21 protein-coding genes are annotated in these 22,078 nt (G+C 57.8%); 18 read left to right on the top strand and 3 right to left on the bottom strand.

All coding sequences use genetic code 11. The annotated features are described in order from the left end of the window. Window position 1: 1 nt before the first annotated feature. The 14 genes from AAAT03_RS04550 (at window position 2) to hflX (ending at window position 16,428) form a co-directional block, all read left to right on the top strand. Window positions 2-2,785: a DNA translocase FtsK gene (locus AAAT03_RS04550; protein WP_349102690.1), complete on the top strand. Its 2,784-nt coding sequence runs from the start codon at window positions 2-4 to the stop codon at window positions 2,783-2,785. Beyond that, on the top strand, window positions 2,785-4,296 hold the full coding sequence (locus AAAT03_RS04545; RefSeq protein WP_349102689.1) for a helix-turn-helix transcriptional regulator: 1,512 nt from the start codon (window positions 2,785-2,787) through the stop codon (window positions 4,294-4,296). The genes AAAT03_RS04550 and AAAT03_RS04545 overlap by 1 nt, the downstream gene beginning before the upstream one ends. Window positions 4,297-4,322: 26 nt before the next feature. Continuing rightward, window positions 4,323-4,820: a YajQ family cyclic di-GMP-binding protein gene (locus AAAT03_RS04540; protein ID WP_022094699.1), complete on the top strand. Its 498-nt coding sequence runs from the start codon at window positions 4,323-4,325 to the stop codon at window positions 4,818-4,820. Between the two features lie 27 nt (window positions 4,821-4,847). Further along, entirely contained in the window at window positions 4,848-6,197 is a 1,350-nt protein-coding gene (gene rimO / locus AAAT03_RS04535) for a 30S ribosomal protein S12 methylthiotransferase RimO (protein ID WP_349102688.1), read from the top strand. Window positions 6,198-6,206: 9 nt separating this feature from the next. Next, a complete protein-coding gene (gene pgsA, locus AAAT03_RS04530) occupies window positions 6,207-6,845 on the top strand; it encodes a CDP-diacylglycerol--glycerol-3-phosphate 3-phosphatidyltransferase (protein WP_099431788.1) in 639 nt (212 codons plus the stop codon). Between the two features lie 12 nt (window positions 6,846-6,857). Continuing rightward, window positions 6,858-7,388, top strand: a complete 531-nt coding sequence (locus tag AAAT03_RS04525; RefSeq protein ID WP_349102687.1) for a CinA family protein — start codon at window positions 6,858-6,860, stop codon at window positions 7,386-7,388. Window positions 7,389-7,645: 257 nt separating this feature from the next. Next, the gene (recA, locus tag AAAT03_RS04520; protein ID WP_349102686.1) at window positions 7,646-8,794 is read left to right on the top strand and encodes a recombinase RecA; all 1,149 of its coding nucleotides are present in this window, start codon (window positions 7,646-7,648) and stop codon (window positions 8,792-8,794) included. Window positions 8,795-8,805: 11 nt separating this feature from the next. After that, the gene (locus AAAT03_RS04515) at window positions 8,806-9,498 is read left to right on the top strand and encodes a regulatory protein RecX (RefSeq protein WP_349102685.1); all 693 of its coding nucleotides are present in this window, start codon (window positions 8,806-8,808) and stop codon (window positions 9,496-9,498) included. A gap of 257 nt (window positions 9,499-9,755) precedes the next feature. After that, entirely contained in the window at window positions 9,756-11,306 is a 1,551-nt protein-coding gene (rny, locus tag AAAT03_RS04510) for a ribonuclease Y (protein WP_089573375.1), read from the top strand. Window position 11,307: 1 nt separating this feature from the next. Beyond that, window positions 11,308-12,393 carry an ATP-binding protein gene (locus AAAT03_RS04505; RefSeq protein WP_006235981.1) on the top strand — a complete coding sequence of 362 codons (1,086 nt, stop codon included), beginning with the start codon at window positions 11,308-11,310 and terminating at the stop codon, window positions 12,391-12,393. Window positions 12,394-12,467: 74 nt separating this feature from the next. Next, a complete protein-coding gene (locus AAAT03_RS04500) occupies window positions 12,468-12,785 on the top strand; it encodes a stage V sporulation protein S (RefSeq protein WP_006235982.1) in 318 nt (105 codons plus the stop codon). A 45-nt stretch (window positions 12,786-12,830) separates the two neighbouring features. Further along, on the top strand, window positions 12,831-14,201 hold the full coding sequence (miaB, locus tag AAAT03_RS04495) for a tRNA (N6-isopentenyl adenosine(37)-C2)-methylthiotransferase MiaB (RefSeq protein ID WP_117736849.1): 1,371 nt from the start codon (window positions 12,831-12,833) through the stop codon (window positions 14,199-14,201). Next, the gene (gene miaA, locus AAAT03_RS04490) at window positions 14,201-15,139 is read left to right on the top strand and encodes a tRNA (adenosine(37)-N6)-dimethylallyltransferase MiaA (RefSeq protein ID WP_349102684.1); all 939 of its coding nucleotides are present in this window, start codon (window positions 14,201-14,203) and stop codon (window positions 15,137-15,139) included. The genes miaB and miaA overlap by 1 nt, the downstream gene beginning before the upstream one ends. Next, window positions 15,139-16,428, top strand: a complete 1,290-nt coding sequence (gene hflX / locus AAAT03_RS04485) for a GTPase HflX (protein WP_349102683.1) — start codon at window positions 15,139-15,141, stop codon at window positions 16,426-16,428. Before miaA ends, hflX begins: the two co-directional genes overlap by 1 nt. Here hflX and AAAT03_RS04480 read toward each other — a convergent pair. Together AAAT03_RS04480 and lexA are read right to left on the bottom strand one after the other, a co-directional pair. Further along, window positions 16,413-17,117, bottom strand: coding sequence for a heparan-alpha-glucosaminide N-acetyltransferase (locus AAAT03_RS04480; protein WP_349102682.1), 705 nt, complete (start codon window positions 17,115-17,117; stop codon window positions 16,413-16,415). The two genes, hflX and AAAT03_RS04480, sit on opposite strands and share 16 nt — an antisense overlap. Then, window positions 17,117-17,761: a transcriptional repressor LexA gene (gene lexA, locus AAAT03_RS04475; protein WP_117839906.1), complete on the bottom strand. Its 645-nt coding sequence runs from the start codon at window positions 17,759-17,761 to the stop codon at window positions 17,117-17,119. Before lexA ends, AAAT03_RS04480 begins: the two co-directional genes overlap by 1 nt. 163 nt (window positions 17,762-17,924) lie before the next feature. On the opposite strand from lexA, the gene AAAT03_RS04470 reads away from it, so the two are divergent. Genes AAAT03_RS04470 through dut form a run of 3 tightly spaced genes read left to right on the top strand, consistent with a single transcriptional unit; the run spans window position 17,925 to window position 19,317 of the window. After that, a complete protein-coding gene (locus AAAT03_RS04470; protein ID WP_161194491.1) occupies window positions 17,925-18,374 on the top strand; it encodes a LysM peptidoglycan-binding domain-containing protein in 450 nt (149 codons plus the stop codon). Window positions 18,375-18,425: 51 nt separating this feature from the next. Continuing rightward, window positions 18,426-18,869 (top strand): transcriptional regulator NrdR, encoded by a 444-nt coding sequence (nrdR, locus tag AAAT03_RS04465; protein ID WP_022093781.1) that lies wholly within the window; start codon window positions 18,426-18,428, stop codon window positions 18,867-18,869. A gap of 4 nt (window positions 18,870-18,873) precedes the next feature. Next, window positions 18,874-19,317, top strand: a complete 444-nt coding sequence (dut, locus tag AAAT03_RS04460; RefSeq protein ID WP_349102681.1) for a dUTP diphosphatase — start codon at window positions 18,874-18,876, stop codon at window positions 19,315-19,317. Window positions 19,318-19,710: 393 nt separating this feature from the next. On the opposite strand, the gene AAAT03_RS04455 is transcribed toward dut, so the two are convergent. Beyond that, the gene (locus tag AAAT03_RS04455) at window positions 19,711-21,012 is read right to left on the bottom strand and encodes a glycosyltransferase (RefSeq protein ID WP_349102680.1); all 1,302 of its coding nucleotides are present in this window, start codon (window positions 21,010-21,012) and stop codon (window positions 19,711-19,713) included. Window positions 21,013-21,130: 118 nt separating this feature from the next. Between AAAT03_RS04455 and AAAT03_RS04450 the strand changes: the two genes are divergently transcribed. Then, the gene (locus AAAT03_RS04450) at window positions 21,131-22,069 is read left to right on the top strand and encodes an FAD-dependent oxidoreductase (RefSeq protein WP_349102679.1); all 939 of its coding nucleotides are present in this window, start codon (window positions 21,131-21,133) and stop codon (window positions 22,067-22,069) included. The last annotated feature ends 9 nt before the right edge of the window (window positions 22,070-22,078 follow it).

Below are 22,078 nucleotides of genomic sequence, written 5' to 3'. Positions count from 1 at the left end.
TTTGGCGCGCGGATCTGCACAAAACGCCAAGGGCAATAAAGCCAACAACCAGCCGGCATCTGCTAAGGGTGCCGGTTCCCATCTGCGTGCCAATAAGGGCCACGAGGCCGATTTCGATGAGTTCGAGCCCCTGGTCGAGCCTTCGGCCAATCGCGATATCGCCGGTGTGGTCATTGCCGTTTTGGCTATTGCGTCCTTTATTGCCGTGATTTCCCCGGCAACGGCGCCCGTGACGGCCGCTGTTGCCGGTTTCTACCACCTTGGCTTTGGTCTGGGTGCCTACGTGCTGCCGATTGTCATCCTGCTGTTTGCCGCCACGCTCTTTTTGGGCGAGGACTCGCCGCTCAACGCGCGTTCGGTTGCCGGCGGTGCTGTTGTCTTTGTGGCCGTCGTCTCCATTCTTTCGCTGATGGTGCCGGGTACGAGCGACTCGTGCGACCTTATGTTCACGCCGCAAAATCTGTCCGCCTCGGGTGGCTACATCGGTGCGTTTATTGCGAGTGCGCTGCAGAATGCCCTGGGTAAGCCTATCGCCATGGTAGTCCTGCTGGGGCTTGTCGTTGTGGGCCTGGTTATCATTGGATTTTCGGTGGGCGGCGTGCTGCGCTCAGCCCGCGATCGTGCGGCAGTTTTTGCCGAACGCCGTCGTTCCGATGTTAACGCGAGCCCGTGGGGTGACGATGGGGCCCTGTCGGTGCCTGGCGTCGCCCGCCCGCATCTGAGCATTCTTCGTCAAAAGGGCTCCGATACTGCCATGACCACGGTCATGGGCAACGATGCGGACCCGGTTTTAGACGATGACGGCGAGGATGAGGATCCGTTTGTCGACGTGTCCGATGCCGTGGAGGCCGAGCGCGCTAAGACGACGCTGCTGCCGCGCCGTCATGCCAAGAAGGGCAAGACGGTTCCCAAGCTCAATACGAGTGAGCCCGACCCGTCTTGGTCCGATAGCGAGATTGAGCTCACCGAGGGCGATGACGAGGACGACGAGGCTCCGATTGAGACCGCAAAGACAACTTTGCTGCCGCGTCGCCATGCAAAGCGCGGCCAGGTCACCGGACAGCTTTCGATGGAGGACGATCCGGACAAGGTTGACGAGTCCGAGCCGCCGTTTTCCGTGAATCCCGTCTCGGCCGCACCCCAGATCCCCGACTTCCTGAAGCACCCCAAGGTCGCTGACGCCTCAACCTCTACGGCCTCTGTCGCTCCTGCTGCGGCTGACAATGGGGGAGCGAGCGACACCGCAACTGACGCCGAGGGCGAAGAAGAGGACGGCCTCAAGCTTCCGCCGCTCGAAATCCTACATGCCAACCCGCAGTCGGCTTCCGCCGCGTCTTCGGATAAGGAGCTGGAGCAGACCGCTGAGTCACTGCAATCCACCTTGCTTGAGTTTGGCCGCAGTGCCCGCGTGGTCGGCTGGATCGCCGGCCCCACGGTGACGACTTTTAAGCTGCAGCCCGGTGAGGGCGAGCGTGTGAGCAAAATCTCGAGCCTCGAGGACGACATCGCGTTATCGCTTGCCGCCCAGTCGGTACGTATCTTCGCGCCGATTCCCGGCACCTCGCTCGTGGGTATCGAGATCCCCAATCGCAAGCGCCAAAATGTCAACCTGGGCGATGTGCTGCCCTATGTGAAGGGCGGTCCGCTCGAGCTCGCTATCGGCCGTGACGCCGAGGGCACGCCGGTCGTCGCCGACCTCGCCAAGATGCCTCACCTGTTGATCGCCGGTACGACTGGTTCTGGTAAGTCGGTGATGATCAACTCCATCATCACGACCTTGCTCATGCGCGCCCTTCCCGAGGACGTTCGCCTGATTATGGTCGACCCCAAGCGCGTCGAGCTTGCGGGCTATAACGGTCTGCCGCATCTCTATGTGCCCGTGGTGACCGAGCCTAAGCAGGCCGCGAGCGCTCTGCAATGGGCTGTGTCCGAGATGGAGCGTCGCCTGAAGGTTTTCGAGCGTCTCAACGTGCGTAAGATCTCGACCTACAATGAAAAGCAGGCCGCCGGCGAGTTTGAGCATTACGACAACCCGCCGCAAAAGATGCCCTACCTGGTCATCATCATCGACGAGCTTTCGGACCTGATGATGGTCGCCGGTAAGGATGTCGAGGCCTCGATCGTGCGTATTGCACAGCTGGGCCGTGCCGCCGGTATTCATCTTATCGTGGCCACGCAGCGCCCCAGCTCCAACGTGGTGACGGGCCTCATCAAGGCTAACATCACCAACCGCATCGCCTTTAACGTCGCCACGGGCATCGACTCGCGCGTCATCATCGACCAGATGGGCGCCGAGAAGCTCACCGGTTTGGGCGACATGTTGTTCTCCAAGGTCGACTGGGGCAAGCCTCGCCGTATTCAGGGCTGCTTTGTCTCGGACGACGAAATCAACGAGATTGTCGAGTTCGTCAAGTCGCAGAGCGAGCCCGACTACCACGAGGAGATTCTGTCCGCCGTGGCGCCCGCTTCCATGTCCATGGCGGGTGGCGGCGGCATTGTCCGCACCGGAGTCGCCGAGCCGCAAGACGATGATCCGCTCATCTGGGAAGCCGCCCATATTGTGGTGGAATCGCAGCTGGGCTCCACATCTGGCCTGCAACGTCGTCTGAAGGTTGGCTATGCGCGCGCCGGGCGTATTATGGACATGCTGGAAGAAAAGGGTGTCGTCGGCCCGCCCGACGGTTCCAAGCCGCGCGAGGTCCTGTTGGACGAGGAGGGGCTTGCCGCGCTGGAATCTGTCGACGCCGAGATGGCACGTGAAGATCGTGAGTTTGGAGGATTCTGATGGCTGCACGCTTTGGTGACATGCTGCTCGAGCAGCGTCGCCGAATGGGCCTTTCCATTCAGCAGGTCGCCAACACCATCAAAATCAGGCCGCAGATCATCGAGTTTTTCGAGACCGGTAACTTTGCTTCGATGCCGCCGCGCGGCTATGCGCAGGGCATGATTTCGAGCTATGCTCGCTTTTTGGGCCTCAATCCACGCGAGGTCGTCAATGCCTACTTTGACGAGCTGATGGCATACGAGCGCGAGACGTCGCAGCAGGGCGGTCGTTTTCAGGACGCCGCCGGCTATGTCAATTCGCGTTCCTCGGTGGATAATGGGCGCTTCTTGATGGTTCAGGGTGGTCGCTCAACGCGTTATGGTCAGCGTCCGCAGCAGGCTGGCTATATTACCGAGACGGGGTCCAGTGAGGAAATCCGTTCTCAGCGCGATCGGTTCCGCAGTACGCCGATGCCCGACGATCGTGCACTCCCCGCTGCTCGCGGCGTGGCGCGTGACCCTCGTGCCGGCTACGGCGACAGCGGCTATTCCGATCGCGGTTACCGTGGTGTCTCCACCGGACGCTCTCGCGGTGGCTATGCGGATGCCGACACCACGCAGGTGACGCCGCGTCTTCGCTCTCAACCACTGCCGTATAGCCAGCGCCCTTCGGCTCCGCGTTCGGGCCAGCGTGGCTATCAAGGCCGCGGTGAACTTGCGCCCCGTTCGGGTCAGCGCAGCCTTCAGGGCCAGGGTGGCTATCGCGGCCGTTCCGATAGCAATCGTGGTCGTATGCCTCAGGGAGGCGGCCGCAGCAGTTCCAGTCGTGGACGCGGCGGTTCCCGTGCTCCTCAAAACAACGGGCTCGATCCGCGTATCGTCTACGCCGGTATCGGTGCCGTGGCGTTGCTGCTGATCGTGCTCATCGTGGTACTTCTGCGCGGCTGTGCATCCTCGACGCCCGAGACCACGCCCGAGGCGCCCACTTCTACCAAGACGGCGACCAAGAAGTCTTCTAAGAAGACTGAAACGGTCGACGAGGACGAAGACACCGATGAGGCGACGGATGAGTCGACCGATTCTGACGCCACCAAGACGACGGCTAAAAAGGAAGAGAACGAGGTAACGAAGGTCAAGGTCTCCGTTGCCAAGGGAAAGACCGCCTGGATTGAGGTTAAGGTCGACGGCAAGTCGGTCTATGGTGCCCAGGCGACTGGTCCCTTTGAGCAGGAGTACACGCCCGAGTCCTCGATCGAGATCACCACGTCCAAGCCTTCCGATGTCACCGTTACCAAGAACGGCGAAAAGGTCCGTTACGATACCAAGACCTCGGGCGTGGCGCGTGTGACGATCACCGTTCCCAAGAAGGAGACGACTGATTCCGAGAATGGTGAAAGTTCTGATGGTGCCGACACCACCGATGGTACCGACACCACCGACGGCACCGATGCCCAGTCCACGGATGGCGCCGATACCGCAACTGACGGCCAGACGCCCACCGATTCTACCGACTATTCGTACGATAACTACTAAGCCGCTCGTACGCGAAAGGAAACATCATGGCTAAAGATTCCAGCTTCGACGTCGTGTCCGAGGTCAACATGCAAGAGGTCGACAACGCCTTCCAGCAGACCACGCGCGAGATTTCCCAGCGCTATGACCTGAAGGATTCCGGCGCCACGATTGAGCTTTCGAAGGGCGACAAGCTCTTTACGATCAACGCCCCGGCCGACTTTGTCTCCAAGCAGATCATCGATGTCCTGAGCTCCAAGCTCATCAAGCGCGGCATCGACCTCAAGGCTGTTTCGTGGGATGCTCCGCAGGCGGCATCGGGCGGCACCGTGCGCGTGCTCGGCCATATCGTCGAGGGTATCGACCAGGCGACCGCCAAGAAGATCAACAAGGACATCAAGGACCAAAAGCTCAAGGTCAAGGTGACCATCGAAGCTGACAAGCTGCGTGTTTCCTCTGCTTCGAAGGACGCGTTGCAGACCGTGATTCAGTTCCTGCGCGACCAGGACTACGGCCAGCCGCTGCAGTTCACCAACTACCGCTAATATCATTCGAAAGGACTGCTCTCCAACATGGATACACCGTTGGGCTCCGTGCTCTACATCACCCTCGGGTGCGCTAAGAACGAGGTTGACACCGACCGCATGCGTTCTCTTTTGACCGCCGCGGGCTACGAGGAGGCATTCGACCCACAGGATGCCGATATCGCCATCGTCAATACATGCTCGTTCCTCGCCTCCGCAACGTCCGAGAGCATCGAGACCACGCTCGAGCTCGCCAACGAGGTTCAGGACGGCGTTCGTTCTTGTCCCATCGTCATGTGCGGCTGTGTGCCGTCGCGCTATGGCGACGACCTGCCCGATGAACTGCCCGAGGTCGCTGCCTTTGTGAAGGCCGACGAGGAGGACGGCATCGTGGCGGTCATCGATGGCGTGCTGGGTGTCGAGCGTGAGATCGCTGCCTATATTCCGCAAGTCAAGCGCACTGTCGAGGGCGCCGTTGCTTACGTCAAGATTTCCGATGGCTGCAACCGCTTCTGCAGCTTCTGCATGATCCCCTATATTCGCGGTCGCTATCATTCGCGCAATGCCGAGAGCATTATCTCCGAGGTGCGCGACCTGGTTGCCGGCGGTGTGCGCGAGATCGTGCTGATCGGCCAGGACACGGGTATTTGGGGCACCGACTTTGCCGACGAAGACGTCACCGATGGCTCGCCGCGCAATTTGGCGCAGCTGCTGCGCGCCGTCGCCGAGGCCGTGCGTCCGCAGAACGTCTGGGTTCGTGTGCTCTACCTGCAGCCCGAGGGCATGACTGACGAGCTCATTGAGACCATTCGTGATACGCCCGAGGTGCTGCCATATATCGATATCCCCGTGCAGCACTGCGACGCGCGCATCCTCAAGGCTATGCGCCGTTCTGGTTCGCGCCAGGAGCTCGAGGCCCTGTTCCGCGATCTGCGTGAGCGCATCCCCGGCATCGTGATTCGTTCCACGGCCATGGTCGGCTTCCCGACCGAGACCGACGATGAGTTCCGCGACCTTATCGACTTTATGGACACCGTCGGCTTCGACTACACGAGCGTCTTTGCCTACTCGCAGGAGGAGGGCAGCCTGGCCGCCAAGATGGAGGGCCAGGTCGACGAAGAGGTCAAGCTCGAGCGCGCCCAGGAGGCCATGGACCTGGCCGAGTCGCTCGGTTTTGCTGCAACTGCCGCACATGTGGGCGAGCGCGCCCAGGTGATTGTCGACGGTATCGAAGAGACCGAGGACGGCGCCGAGCTGATCGGACATGCCTGGTTCCAGGCGCCTGATTCCGATGGCGCGGTGCATCTGGATGCCAGCGAGGCATCTGTGGGCGATATTCTGACGGTCGAGTTTACCGATAGCTTCTGCTATGAGCTTATCGGCCATGTTGTGGAGTAGGAGAGCGTCGTGGCAAACGAGAGCAATAAGGAACTGACGAGTGTTTGGACGCCCGCCAACATCGTGACGTGCGTTCGCATCGTCTTTATCCCGGTGTTCATGATCGTGTCGGCGCTTTCTCACACGAGTGTTGCCGGTACAGATTGGAGCACCTTCGACGGCCCGCTCGCCGCCGCTGCCTTCATTCTGTACGTCATCCTGTCGTGCACCGATAAGGTTGACGGCTACCTGGCGCGCTCGCGCAACGAGATTACCGACTTCGGTAAATTCTTGGACCCCATCGCCGACAAGCTGCTCGTATTCTCGGCCCTGCTGCTATTCTTGGACTTTGGTGCCGTGTCGGTTTGGTCCGTGTTCATCATCTTGTTCCGCGAGCTGCTGGTAAGCGCCCTGCGCATGGTTGCGAGTGCCGCCGGCGTTGTCGTTGCGGCCGATAAGCTCGGCAAGTATAAGACGGCGACCACGATGGTCTCCATCTGCGGTTACCTGTGCGTTTTTGCGATGGCCGGCTTGCACCTTGGCCCGGTGGCGCTGACGCTCGGCATCTACTCGGTGTCGCGCTTCCTGTACGCCGTTGCCGTTGTCTTGACCGTTATCTCGGGCGCCCAGTACTTCTGGAACTGCCGCAAGATCGTCTTTTCGGTCTAGGTCCTGGTGGTTATGACGGACTCTTTTGAGCAGATTTCCGCACATAACGAAGAGCTGGCGCGTCATATTGTCGAGCGCGCGAGCGCTCGGGGCGTGACGGTTTCGACGGCTGAGTCGCTGACAGCAGGTATGATCGCCTCGACGATTGCCGATATCCCGGGCGCCTCGGCGGTGTTGCGTGGCGGTGCGGTGACCTACTGCGATGAGACCAAGCATCGCGTTTTGGGTGTTGATCAGGAGACGCTCGACCGCTATACCGCGGTGTCGCATCAGACCGCGCGCGAGATGGCGGCGGGTTCGCTGGAGCTGTACCAGAGCGATATTGCAGTGAGCGCAACGGGTTATGCCGGCCCCGGCGGCGGCACTGAGGACGATCCGGCTGGCACTTTCTATATTGGCTGGGCGTATCGCGCGGCTGATGGGGAAGTGCCGGTCGTGGACTCTGTGCGCTGCCACTATGAGGGCGACCGTTCGTGTGTTCGTGCCCATGCGGTCGCGGAGGCATTGGGACGCATTGCCCTTGTGCTTAACTCTATGGAATAGACGTGTTTTAAGGGGCCTTCGGGCCCCTTAATTGTGGAGATAGGGACCTTAGGCTCATTTGGCGTTTGTGCTGGTTGTAGACGTAATTTTGCCTGCCTTGTTCATATTTGGTCCTTTGTGGTCAAGCATTTGGTCAGTGTTTGGTCGGCGTTTGGTTGGTTTTTGGAAAGGTCGGCTGCATATGATTTATCTGAACGGTTGACCACGAACAGCCGTTCGTTTATTATCGATGCAGGTTGTTAAGAGGAGGGCTATTCATGGCCAAGAATTCAGGTCCCGTACGTACCGTTCATGCTCGCACGACGGGTAAAGAGCGCGATGAGATGATCGCCACCACCAAGGCCGAGATCGAGAAGAAATTCGGCCAGGGTTCCATCATGAGGTACGGCGACGGTGGCCCCGAGCTCGAGGTCGAGGCCATCCCTACGGGAGCTCTGGCACTCGATGCCGCTCTGGGTATCGGCGGTGTGCCGCGCGGCCGAATCGTCGAGATCTACGGTCCCGAGTCCTCCGGTAAGACGACGCTTTCGCTCGAGATCTTGGCCGAGGCCCAGGCAATGGGTGGCGTTGTGGCATTTATCGATGCTGAGCACGCGCTCGATCCCACGTATGCTGCGCGCATCGGCGTGGATATCGACGAGGTGCTCATTTCCCAGCCCGATACGGGTGAGCAGGCGCTCGAAATCGTTGACATGCTTGTGCGTTCTGGTGCCATCGATGCCATCGTTGTCGACTCCGTCGCCGCGCTGACCCCGCGTGCCGAGATCGAGGGAGAAATCGGCGACACTACGGTCGGTCTTCAGGCTCGCCTGATGAGCCAGGCGCTCCGCAAGCTCGCCGGCTCGCTGTCCAAGTCCAACACGACGTGCATCTTCATTAACCAGCTGCGTGAGAAGATCGGCGTCATGTTCGGCAACCCCGAGACTACGACGGGCGGCCGCGCCCTTAAGTTCTTCTCTTCGGTGCGTATCGACATTCGCCGCATCGACAGCATTAAGCTTAAGGACGAGGTTATCGGTAACCGCGTGCGCGCCAAGGTCGTTAAGAACAAGGTGGCAGCTCCGTTCCGTTCTGCTGAGTTTGACATCATGTACGGTACTGGCATCTCTAAGGAGGGCTCAATTCTGGACATGGCTGTCGAGTGCGGTATCTGCAAGAAGATGGGCTCCTGGTTTGCCTATGGCGAGGACAAGCTCGGCAACGGTCGCGAGGCCGCCAAGGCGTTCCTGCGCGAACACCCCGATTGCGCCGACGAGATTGAGCATAAGGTCCGCCTTGCCTGCGGGCTTGAGTTTGATGACGATGCTCCGTCCGAGGTCGAGCTGACCGATCAGCCTGCGCCTGAGGAGCTTGACGAGCTTTACGCCATCGATGGTTCCGCCATGCTCGATGATGACGACGAGTAGCGGTTACGCTCATGTCGTATACGGTGACCGAGGCCACGGTCGTCTTTCCCGATAAGAAGGCGGCCTCCTCGTTCTCGAGCGGGTATGCGTCCAAAAAGCCTTGCGCACATATCGATTGTGAGCTTGAGGGCGGTTTTGAGCGGTCCATTTGGATCCCCGTGCGGGTCGCGCGGCTGTATGTCAAAAACCGTCCCGATCTTCCCTGTGATTGGGATAACTATCGTGATGCGGTGCAGCTCATCGAGCGTAAATGTGCGCTTACCATGGTGACCGAGATGTTATCGCGCCGCGACCATGCGACGGGTGAGGTCCGTGACAAGCTGGCTCGCTATGGCTTTCACCAGTCCGCGATCGATTTCGCCGTCGAGCGCGCCGCCGAGTATCGCTTTTTAGACGAGAACCGCTTTTGCTCGTACTTTATCGAGGAACGCAAGCGGCGCGGTTGGGGACAGCGTAAAATCGAGACCGAGCTCAAGCGCCGTCATGTCGTGCTCGATGACATTCCCGGTTATCCCGAGGATTATTTTGCCGTCGAAGACGATTTGGCGCGTGCGTCAGCCCTGCTCGCCAAGCGGCGTGTTCCAGAGACGCGCGGATTCGAAAAACTGGTTCGGTTTTTGATGGGCAAGGGCTTCTCGTATCACATCGCCGCCGATGCCGTTAAGGCACGTCTCGATGCCGAACGTGAGGAATGTGCGGTTTAGGCATATGCGTTTTGTGGCCCTGCCGTTCACCGCGTTTTAGCCGCCGCGCTGGGGCCATTTATTTGACAGTTGTTGTGGTTCAACGTACGATAAACACTGTCATTTGCTTTGTGATATGTGCTCATCTGTGATGAGTTTGTTTATATGTTTACCTGTATCCGACCCGCATAAGCTGCGCCCATATTACTCAAATGTCGCGAGCCGTTCGTAAGGACGGTTCGCTTTGTTGTGTAACGAATCCATAAAAAGGAGTGAGCATGCCTATCATCGCAGCGCTCGTTGGCATCGTTTTGGGTGCCATCGCCGCCATTGCCTACATGCGCACCGCCAAGCAGGGTAGTCTTCACGAGGCCGACGAAAAGATTCAGTCGGCACACGCACAGGCTGAGTCCTTGATCGGTGATGCTAAGCGTCAGGCCGAGACCCTCAAAAAAGAGGCTCTGCTCGAGGCTAAAGAGGAGATCATCAAGAACAAGCAGGCCGCTGAGGCCGAGGACAAGCAGCGTAAGAACGAGATTCGTACGCTCGAGAACCGCGTGATGCAGCGCGAGGAATCCCTCGATCGCCGCAACGACGCTCTCGACAAGCGCGAGCATCAGCTGTCCAGCCAGGCCGGTCAGGTCGAGAAGCGCTCCCGTGAGCTCGAGGAGCTCTGCGCAAAGCAGACCTCCGAGCTCGAGCGTATCGCCGACCTTACCCGCGAGGACGCCCACAAGGAGCTCCTCGATAAGGTTCGCGGCGAGGTCACCCACGAGGCCGCCACGATCATTCGCGAGTCCGAGCAGCAGGTTCGCGCCGAGTGCCACAAGACCGCCCAGGAGATTCTGTCTCTGGCGATTCAGCGCTGCGCTGCCGACCACACTGCCGAGGTCACCGTTACCTCCGTGCACATTCCCTCTGATGACCTCAAGGGCCGTATCATCGGTCGCGAGGGTCGCAACATCCGGACCTTCGAGCAGGTTTCCGGCGTCAACCTCGTGATCGACGACACGCCCGAGACCGTCGTTCTTTCGAGCTTCGACCCGGTCCGTCGTGAGACCGCCCGTGTCGCCCTCGAGAACCTAATCGCCGACGGCCGCATTCACCCTGCCCGTATCGAGGAGATGTATCACAAGGCCGCCGACCTGGTTCAGCAGCGCGTGCGCGAGGCTGGCGAGCAGGCTGCCTTCGATACCGGCATCCACGACCTGCACCCCGAGATCGTCAAGACCCTTGGTGCCCTGCGCTACCGTACCTCGTTTGGTCAGAACGTGCTTCAGCATTCCCTCGAGGTCTCTGATCTGTGCGGCGTGATGGCTTCCGAGCTTGGCCTGGACGTTGTGACCGCCAAGCGCGCCGGCCTGCTTCATGACCTGGGCAAGGCAATCGACCACGACGTCGAGGGCCCGCATGCCGTCATCGGCGCCGAGCTTGCCCGCCGTTATGGCGAGAAGCCCGTTATCGTCCACGCTATTGAGGCTCACCATGCCGATGTCGACCCCAACACGGTGCTCGATGTCCTGGTGCAGGCCGCCGATGCTGTCTCTGCCTCTCGCCCCGGTGCCCGTCGCGAGTCTGCCGAGAACTACATCAAGCGTCTTGAGAAGCTCGAGGAGATCGCCAACTCTCATGACGGCGTCGAACGTACCTATGCCATGCAGGCCGGTCGCGAGGTCCACGTCATGGTCCAGCCGGACAAGATTTCCGATGCCCAGTCCACGGTTCTGGCTCACGATATCGCCCATCAGATCGAGGAAGAGATGGAGTATCCCGGTCAGGTGCGCGTCGTCGTGATTCGCGAGAGCCGCGCTGTCGATATCGCTAAATAACATGAGCGACGCGAACGAGCTCATCTCATTTATCGCGTCGATGTCGGGGGAGGGCAACCTTCGCGTCGAGGAGAACCTTGGCGAGGGGTATGTCCGCCTCCGCGTTTCGGAGGCCGAGCGGCGCCAGGCTAAGCACGACATTCAGCATGTCGAGGACATCGTCATCGAAATGCTCCGTAATGCTCGCGATGCCGGCGCCGACAAGGTCTATCTCGCCACGACCAAGGAAGATGGCGTCCGCACGCTTGTCTTTCTGGATAACGGTTCTGGCGTTCCGCAGGATATGCAAGAGCGAATCTTTGATGCCCGCGTTACCTCCAAGCTCGAGAGCATGAAGATGGACCGTTGGGGCGTTCACGGTCGTGGCATGGCATTGTTTTCGATCAAGCAGAACACCGACGAGGCCCGTGTGGTCACGTCCGGCGTCGATCTTGGTTCAGCCTTCAAGGTGAGCGTTGCGGCCGACCGTCTCAGTGAGCGTGCCGATCAGTCCAGCTGGCCCCAGGCCGTCAAGGATGAGGACGGACGTTATGTCTGCGCTCGCGGTCCACATAATATTATTCGCGCTGCTTGTGAGTTTGCGCTCGAGGAGTTGCGTGGTTGCGATGTCTATCTCGGTTCTCCGTCTGAGATTGCCGCGACCCTTTATGCTCAAGCGTCAAGTCGGCTCGATACGTCTCGTCTCCTGTTCATTGATGACGAGAGCGAGCTTCCGGTTGTCGATCGTTTAGGCCTTGCTTCTGATGCCGAGGACTTTATCCGTATTTGTTCGGGTTTGGGTCTTGAGATGTCCGAGCGCACGGCCCATCGCATTTTGGCAGGGCAGATTAAGCCCGTTCGCGGTGTGACCGCGCGTCTGCTGCGCGAGCGTGATTCGTCCTCGCATGCGCCGGCTCCTGTCGATCTCGCGAAGGATCGTCGCGGGCTACGTATTGCCAAGGATGACATGGCACAGTTTTCGCGTGCTGTGGAGCGCGACTTTAATGACCTTGCTGCCCGGTATTATCTCAACCTTTGCGGCGACCCAAAGATTCGTGTTTCGCGTGATCGAATTACCGTGACCTTTGATCTTGCCAAAGAGGAATAGTGCCTTTACCGAGTCCACTCGGTACGATACAGTTATTGCAGTTAAAACGTACTTTTAAATGCAGGAGTTTCTTCATGGATTGCCTGAAGGTATCAAGCAAATCATCGCCCGCGTCCGTTGCCGGCGCCATCGCCGGCATGGTCAAGGATGGTGTACCCGTCAACATCCAGTGTGTCGGCGCCGGTGCCGTCAACCAGGCCATTAAGGCCGTTGCTATCGCGCGCGGTTTTTTGATTCCAACCGGTTTTGATATTTCCTGCGCGCCCGTGTTCTCCGACATCCTCATTAACGGGGAGTCGCGCACGGCCATCCGCCTTTCTATCTACGTTCACCAGATCAATCGAGCTGCTATGGATAACGTCGTCATGGATGATGTTAAGCCTGTGGCATAGCTTCTGCTTGCCTCGTTTTGCTCCCCATCGTTAGGACTTATGCACATGGACCAGCGTTCCGTACGCGATATTCTTGCCGGTAAAACCTACTTTATCCGCACATTTGGCTGCCAGATGAATCAGCACGACTCCGAGCGTGTGAGCGGTCTGCTTGATTCGTATGGCTGCCTCATGGCGCTCGATCCCGCGCATGCCGATATCGTTGTCTTCATGACGTGCTGCGTGCGCGAGGCCGCCGATACTCGCCTGTACGGTCAGTGCAATTCCTGCAAAAGCCTGCCGCCTTCGCCTTCGGGCAAGCGCGTGGTTGCCGTTGGCGGTTGCATCGCGCAGCGCGATGGCGAGGGCCTGCTCACCAACGTCGATAACGTCAATGTCATCTTTGGCACGCATTCCATTGCACATGTGGCCGAGCTCATTGCCGAGGCGTTTCTTGATGGTAAGCGTCATATCCGCACCAATGAGCATGAGGATACGGATGCCATGAGCATGCCGTGGCATCGCGAGACTCAGTATCACGCCTGGGTGCCCATCATGACGGGCTGCAATAATTTCTGCACCTATTGCATCGTGCCGTACGTGCGCGGTCGCGAAAAGAGCCGCCCCTTCGAGGAGATTGTCGACGAGGTGACCGGTTTGGTGCGCCAGGGCGTGCGTGAGATTACGCTGCTGGGCCAAAACGTTAACTCATATGGTCGCGATCTGTTTGGCAAGCCGCGTTTTGCCGATCTGCTGCGTGCCGTGGGCGATACGGGCGTGGAGCGCATCTTCTTTACGTCTTCGCATCCCAAGGACCTGTTGCCCGAGACCATCGACGCCATGGCCGAGACGCCTGCCGTTATGCCGCAGCTGCACTTGGCCGTCCAGTCAGGTTCGACGCGGATTCTCAAAGAGATGAATCGCCGTTATACACGCGAGTACTATCTGGGCCTTGTCGATCGCATTCGCAACCGCATGCCCGATATCGCGCTCTCGACCGACATTATCGTTGGCTTCCCGGGTGAGACTGAAGAAGACTTTGAGCAGACGCTCTCACTTGCCGAGACGGTCCGCTATGCTCAGGCCTATACCTTCATCTATTCCAAGCGCGCCGGTACCCCGGCCGCCGAGATTGACGATCCTACGCCGCATGAGGTTATTCTCGAGCGTTTCAACCGTCTGGTTAAGGTTATCGAGACCACGGCACACGAGTATAACCAGGGTGAGCTTCATACTGTGGTTCCGGCGCTCATTGAGGGAACGAGTAAAAAGAACGACGCGGTCCTGCTGGGCAAGAGTCCCAAGAATCAGACCGTGCATGCGCCTATCCCCGAGGGTTACAGCATCGATCAGCTTGTTGGTAAGATCGTTGATGTTGACGTTGACGTTGCCAAGACCTGGTATTTGTCCGGCTCCGTTGTGGGCGAGCCGCGCTAATGGTTTCTCCCGGGGCAGTTCTTTCCGCCGTTGCGATTGTCGGTCCGACGGCGGTTGGTAAGAGTGATGTTGCCGACCGTTTGGCAGTTCGTCTTTCGTCCGAAGTGCTGTCGTGCGATGCGATGCAAATCTATCGTGGCATGGACATCGGTACCGCAAAGATGGCGCCCGATGAGTGCACGGCGCCGCTGCGTCTCGTCGACATTGTAGAGCCGGGTGTGGCATATTCTGCTGCGCTTTATCAGGCTGACGCTCGCGCGCATGTTGAACGTCTCCTTGGTTCGGGTTGCCTGCCGGTTTTTTGCGGAGGTACGGGGCTGTATCTCAAGGCCGCCCTCGATGAGATGGACTTTCCCTCGGGTGAACTTGAGGACGATCGCCGTGCGGGCTATCAGGAGCTTGCCGAGCGTATTGGCGAGGAAGAACTGCATGCCTTGCTTGCCGAGCGCGATCCAGAATCGGCTGCTGTTATTCATCCCCATAACGTGCGCCGTGTGATTCGTGCGCTCGAGATGCATGATGATGGCGTCTCCTATGCGCAGCAAAAGTCGCAGTTTAGTGTTCCGCGCGAGCATTATCATGCCCTATGGTTTGGTCTGACGCGTAATCGCGAGGTGCTCTACGAGCGCATTAATCTGCGCGTCGATCTGATGTTTGAGCAGGGTCTTGTCGATGAGGTCCGCGGTCTTATGGACCAGGGGCTGGGAGATGCCCTGACGTCGATGCAGGCAATTGGCTATAAAGAGATCATCGATGCTTTCAATGGCGTGATGAGCATGGATGAGGCTCGCGAACTCATTAAGATGCGTTCGCGTCGTTATGCCAAGCGTCAGCTTTCGTGGTTTAAGCGCGATGACCGTATCGTGTGGTTTGATATGGATGAATGTACGATCGACGAGGTCGTTGAGGATATCCTGCATCGTATTGAGGCTGCCTAATGGCCCGTTTCCCCCTTGTTCCCACGGCACCCGAGCCCGAGCGTGCCATTTTAGTTGGTGTTGAGTGGCGCGACAATGCATGGCCGCTCGATCGCTCGCTTGATGAGCTGGAGCGTCTTGCCCACACAGCTGGTGCCCAGTGCGTGGCACGCTTATCGCAGCGTTTGGTAAAGCCGTATCCTAAATCGTTTATCGGTTCCGGTAAGGTTGAAGAGCTGTGCGGCCTGGTGCATCGCATGGATGCCGATGTCGTTATTTTTGACGACGACCTGACCCCCTCGCAGCAATCCTATTTGGAGAAAGCCGTGGGCGAGCCGGTAAAGATTATCGATCGTACAGCACTGATCCTGGATATCTTTGGCCTGCATGCTCAGACGCGTGAGGGACGCCTGCAGGTACAGCTGGCACAGCTTCAATATTTGTTGCCTCGCCTGCGTGGCATGTGGAGCCATCTCGCCAAGGAGCAGACGCGCGGCGGCATCGGCTCACGTTTTGGTCAGGGCGAAAGTCAGCTTGAGGTCGACCGTCGCCTCATTCGTAATAAGATCGCTGCGCTTCGTCGTGAGCTCAAGCAGGTTGAACAGCGTCGCGATGTTCAATCCAAGAACCGCATTGAGTCACCGGCGTTTCGCGTCGCGTTAGCCGGTTATACCAATGCCGGTAAATCGACGTTGCTCAATCGTCTGACCGGCTCTACGGTACTTTCGCAGGACAAGTTGTTTGCTACGCTCGACCCGACGACGCGCTCGTATCGCCTGCCCGGCGGTCGCGGCATGACGATTACCGATACCGTCGGCTTTATTCAAAAACTGCCGCATGGTCTGGTCGATGCCTTTAAATCGACGCTTTCCGAGGTGTTGGGTGCCGATCTAATTCTCAAAGTCGTAGATGCGTCTGACGAGGACTATGAGCGGCAGCTGGAGGCTGTCGACCGCGTGCTTGATGAGATCGGCGCCGGAGAGCGTTTAACGCTGACCGTATTCAATAAAATCGATCTTCTCGATAGCGTTGATCGATTGAGTTTCCGTCGTCGCTATCCGGAGGCCGTTCTGTTCTCGGCCCAAACGGGCGAGGGGCTCGACGATCTCGTCGATCGCATTGCTCGCGAGGCAGCTGCCACCGATGTGTTGCTCTCCGCTGATATCCCGTATCGCGAGGGCGCTCTCATCACGCTGGTGCATGAGCAGGGAACCCTTCTGCATGAGGAATATCTCGAGGACGGCGTTCGCATTGTGGTGAAGTTGCCGGCTCGTATTGCACCGCGGCTCGAGCGTTATCGCACCGAGTAGACGAGCTCCAAAATGCCCAGAATGATGGGCTGATGCAGCAGATAAAAGGGGAGAGCGTGACGTCCAAGGCTGGCGAGCGCCGGCAGGGGGTTGGCGTAGGCCCAGCTAGGGACGGTCTTATCGATACTCTGCGCTATGTGTGCGGCGAAGTATCCTGCAAGATACATAAAGATAAACGGGATGATGGGGTAGTAATCACCTGAGACAAACCCAGGGCTCGGAAATCCCAGCCACGCCAGGTAGGGGACAGGGTAGATCGTTTTGGGGATGCTCCAGGTGAGGGCGAACAACACAAGGCATAGGGGCATGCTCCATCTCGCCGTTATCTTCTTAAGGACGGGATCGGTCAACGCCACGATGCCGGTGCATGCGGCCATGCAGTAGATGATGCCAAAATTAACCGAATCGTCGACTGAGACAAGTGTTGTTGCCAACCAGACAACGAGTGCTGCTAAGGCGTATTTGGCGGCACGTTTGATATTGTTGCGCGAAAGAGTGCACATCCAACCCGCGATAAACAAAAATACCCAGCTGATGCTGGCGCGCCAGATGTCTTGAAAGACTGACTGGGTAAACCAGGGCATATCCCAGCCGTACAGGTAGGCGAGATCATAGCAAGCGTGAAATCCTGCCATAGAAATCATCGTAAACCCGCGGACGGTATCAAAGATGGTGATGCGTTTTTGCATTACGAGAACCGGCGCATTAAACCGACAACTTTACCCAAAATAACGGGGTTCGTCGCATAGATGGGCTCCATAGCGTCGTTCTCGGGCTGCAAGCGCACACGTCCCTGCTCCTTGTAGAACGTCTTGACGGTCGCCGAACCATCAATCATGGCCACGACAATTTCGCCGTTCATGGCACTTTTTTGTTCACGGACGATGATGTAATCGCCATTGAAGATGCCGACATTGATCATTGAGCTCCCATGCACCTCAAGGATAAAGGAACCCTGATCAGTGGCGATTTCGGTCGGGATAGTAAACGTGTCTTCGATATTCTGCTCGGCCAGAATGGGAATCCCAGCCGCGACGCGACCAACGAGCGGCAGCGAGACCGTTCCGCGAGGTGCGGTGGGCTCGTCAGATTTAGAAATTGAGACAGAGGAACCATCCTCGTTAAAGAGTTCCAGGGCGCGCGGTTTGGTGGCATCGCGCTTGAGTAGCCCGCGCGCTTCAAGGGCAGAGAGATGGGCGTGCACGGTGCTGGGGGAGGAAAGGCCCACGGCAGAAGCCATCTCGCGCACGCTGGGCGGATAACCCTTCTCCTGCTGATATTCCTTGATGAAGTCGTAAATTTGCTGCTGACGCTTGGTAATTTTGCGAGCCATCAGGGCATCCTCTCTACCCATGTCAAACAAATGTTCGAATTTTGCTTGACAGGAACAACTGTTCGAAGATAATAATAACCGAACATTCGTTCTCGCGCTAGACATTTTTGTCCGCGCGGCTTGATAAAACTGTTCTCAGCAAAACACGCGAGAGGAGAACATGATGAACGTAACGAATATGGTCCAGGGAAACCTCGCCCTTAAGCTCGAGACGCCTGCAGAACCCACTTTTACGGTTGTTCAGGGTGGCCGCTCCGGCTTTCAGCCTTTGACCGTAAAGCCTGCGCGCAATCAGCAGGCTGTAGTCGCGCCGGCCCGCGTTGCCCTGAAGGTTCCGACGATTGTCGCCGTCGCCGTTGCGCTTACGCTCTTCTTTGTCCTCGCTATGTCGGTCTTTAGCACTCGTCACGCCGCGTATGCCGAGTCCGTTTCCAACATTACCTACGAGACCATTCGCGTTCAGCCTGGCGATTCTCTTTGGTCGATTGCCGAAGAATATCCAATCGAAGGCCTTTCCACGCAAGAGACTTCCGACATGATCCGTAGCGTCAATCATCTGGAGCATGGTTCGCTCGCCGCCGGTGCGCATCTTAAGGTTCCTGCTCGTTCGTAATCATTATCGCGCTGCGCATGGTACCCTTGTTATCGTTTAAGAGGAGGTACCATGCGCTGTCCCAAATGCGGCAAGGCACATACCCGCGTCGTTGATTCCCGTATGCAGGAGTCAAATAACACCATTAAGCGCCGTCGCGAATGTTGCTCGTGTAACTACCGCTTTACAACGTTTGAGCGATGCGAGGACCCTATCGAGGTCATTAAGTCAGATGGAACTAAGCAGCGGTTCGATCGCAATAAGCTTCTTGTCGGCTTGATGCGCGCCACCATCAAGCGCGATATCGACACTAAGAAGCTCAATGAGATTATCGATGACATCGAGGTCGAGCTTCGCTCTCGCACGCTGACGGCCGTCACGTCCCATGAGTTGGGTGACATGGTGCTCAAGCGCTTGGCCAAGATCGACAAGGTTGCGTACATCCGTTTTGCCTCGGTCTACCGCGATTTCAAAGACGTCGATGAATTTCTGCAAGAGCTCGACAAGCTAAGGTGATTCCATGTCCAACATTACCGTCAACATAAAGCGTCTCGACCCCACCGTCGAGCTTCCCAATTACGCCCATCCCACCGATGCCGGCTTGGATTTGCGCTCCAACGAGGACTGCGTCCTGAAGCCCTTCGAACGCCGTCTGGTCTCTACGGGGCTGGCCATCGCCCTGCCCGATGGCTACGCCGGCTTCGTTCAGCCCCGCAGCGGCTTGGCCATCAAGCAGGGCCTGTCTATAGTCAACACGCCGGGCCTCATCGACGCCCACTACCGAGGAGAACTCAAGGTTATCCTCATCAACCTGGATCCCTCCATTAACATTCAAATCAATAAAGGCGACCGCATAGCCCAACTCGTCATCCAAGAAGTCCCCACGGTCAACCTCATAGAAGTAGAAGAACTAGACAAAACCGACCGAGGCAACGGAGGCTTCGGCTCCAGCGGCATCGCCTAGGGCGCTCGTATCCCTCCCGCCCGGGGCTTACCTATATCATTCCATGCTCAAACATTCTCGCGTCGCTTCGCTCGCTGCGAAACTGCGCGTGGAACGATATGTGTGAGAGGCAGGCGGGCGGTTACTCGCTTGAAACAATATTTACTTTTCTAGTAAGTCGATGCGATAAAGGGACGCCTCCTTTGTCGCATCGACTTACTGTATTTATATTTTCTGGTTCCCCTTTGCAGATTCTACTGGAGGGGAATCTGGTATAGCTGCTAGTACGTAAACGCAGCTTACCTGCGGGAGGCCCCTATATATCGTCCCACGCGCAGTTTCGCAGCGAAGCGAGAATGTTTGAGCATGGGATGATATATAGGGGCCTCCCGCAGGTAAGCGGACATAAAGACGCTAGCGGATATGCGCGGGTTTTCCGCCCCAGTAGAAGCGGCAGAAGACTCTTTTGCGCTTTTGGGGTTTGCCTACGAGCTCCATGGCGGCGATGGCTATGTCTTCGGCTGCGTGGGGGCGGCGTAGTACTTCGCCGTTGATGAGTAGGGCTTTGAGTGATTCGGGATGATCGTGCAAGTGACGTAGGGTAACGATGAGCTCTCGTGCGGTGGTGACATGCATGCTGGCGCCCATGCCGGTGAGCATGGTGGTGTTGGCCTTTTCCTGGCCATAGGACTTGCCCAGCAGGATCATCGGCAGGTGTGCGCACAGGCATTCGGTGACGGTGAGTCCGCCCGATTTGAGAATTGCCAGGTCGCAGCCGTGCATAAGCGCTGCCATATCATCGACATAGTCCAGAACCGTGACGTTTTCGAGCTTCATGGCGTCGAAGAGCGTTTTGAGGCGGGTGGCATATTCGGTGTCTTTGCCCGGCAAAAAGACAAAGTGCATGTCTTCGAAGCTGCGTAGGAAGGGGAGGGTGCGGTCCATCTCCGCGCGAAAGCGAACGTACGGTTGAGGCAAACTGGCACCGGCCATTACCAGCACGACGGTCTTGTCAGTGGGGAGGTTGAACTTAGCTAGCTCTTCCTCGCGATCGTAATCCGTGTCGAATCCGGCGCGAATAGGAATGCCGGTAATGCGAATCTTTGTCTCGAGCACCTTGCGCGGACGCAGCGTTTCGGCCATAAATTCGTTGGCAACACAGAATAAATCGGTGTCCTTGTGGGGCCACCATCCCTCGACTTCGTAGTCGGTCGGTACGCAGATGACCGGATAATCGATACCCGTAATTACGCGGGCGCCCACGGCAACATTGGCTGCTGTGATGTGCGTTGCAACCACGGCTATGGGCCTGCGGCTACGAATATATTCGTTGAAGGCGGGGAACATAATTCGCGACCATGCCGTTCCGCCACCCCAGAGAAGATGTCCCGTAAGCGTATATCGCCAGGTCAGGTCGTAAATGGGGCGCGTGGCTCCCGTAAAAGAAGCCGCGGTCTTATTGCCGTCGAATTTAATACGTCCAAAATCAAGGATATCGAGCACTTCAATCTCAATATCCTCGGGGATGCCATTGGTGCCGCGGATGAGGTCGAATGCCTGCGCTATCGCATTTGCGGCGGCCTTGTGGCCCGAGCCAACGGAGGCGTGCACGATGGTCACGAGAGGTTTTTGTTGAGCCAGGAGCGTGGTTTGCTCCGATTGGGGAGTGCTGTGCGTGAGCAGGGGAGCGTCGTCACTCGTCTGCGCCTGGTCCATCGATAACTCCCCTTCAGCTTTGTAATACGGATTTATCATTGTAGTGCATGAGTGTCACGTTCACGTAAATTTGGGTACGAGCGCAAAGAACGACAACGTTTCGACGAAAGGACGCTTCATGACTACCGATAAGCCGATCGATGTTGCGATTATCGGTGGCGGCCCCGCGGGCTATGCTGCCGCCATTTATGCTGCGCGTGCCAACCTGACGACGACCGTGATTGAGCAGGGCATGTCGGGAGGACAGATCGCCACAACCAATGAGGTCGAGAACTATCCGGGTTTCCCGCTCCTGAGTGGCGCCGAACTTGGCGAGCGTTTTCAGCAGCATGCAGAGGGCCTGGGAGCACAGGTTACATGGAGCATGGTTACGGGTATCGATTACGATGCCGATGCAGCGTTGTTTACGGTGCATCACGATATGGGCGATACGCTGGCCTCGAGCGTAATCGCTTGCATGGGTGCCACGCCGCGTCCGGCAGGTTTCGCAGGCGAGGATACGTATCGCGGTCGTGGCGTTTCATATTGCGCAACATGTGACGGCATGTTTTTCCGCGGCAAGCAGGTTTTTGTAATCGGTGGTGGCAATTCGGCATGCGAAGAGGCGCTGTTCCTGTCCGACATTGCCAGCAGTGTGACCATCGTGCTGCGCCGCGACCAGTTCCGTGCGCCCGATGGTGTTGTTCAGAAAGTACTCGCAAAGGACAATATTACAGTTAGGTACCAAACTAGTATTGTGGAGCTCTCGGGCGAAGCCATGCCAACGACGATTACCTTTAAGGACAATGCATCTGGGGAAACTCATGCCGAGTCATTTGAGCCCGGCTCGTTTGGCATCTTTGTCTTTACGGGGACGCAGCCACATACCGAGCTTGTTGAGCATCTAGTCGACCTGGCGCCTGATGGCGGCATTCTGACTGATGAATCCATGGCGACCCGCACGCCAGGTCTATTTGCCGCTGGCGATATCCGTTCCAAACGTTTACGCCAGGTTGTGACCGCTGTTTCGGACGGAGCCATAGCGGCAACGAACGCATACGCGTTTCTCCGTGGATAAGTACGATAA

It is taken from the genome of Collinsella sp. CLA-AA-H167 (genome assembly GCF_040095305.1).
Lineage (GTDB): Bacteria > Actinomycetota > Coriobacteriia > Coriobacteriales > Coriobacteriaceae > Collinsella.
The sequence above is the reverse complement of the archived record's forward strand: the minus strand, read 5'-3'. Positions and strand labels throughout refer to the sequence as shown.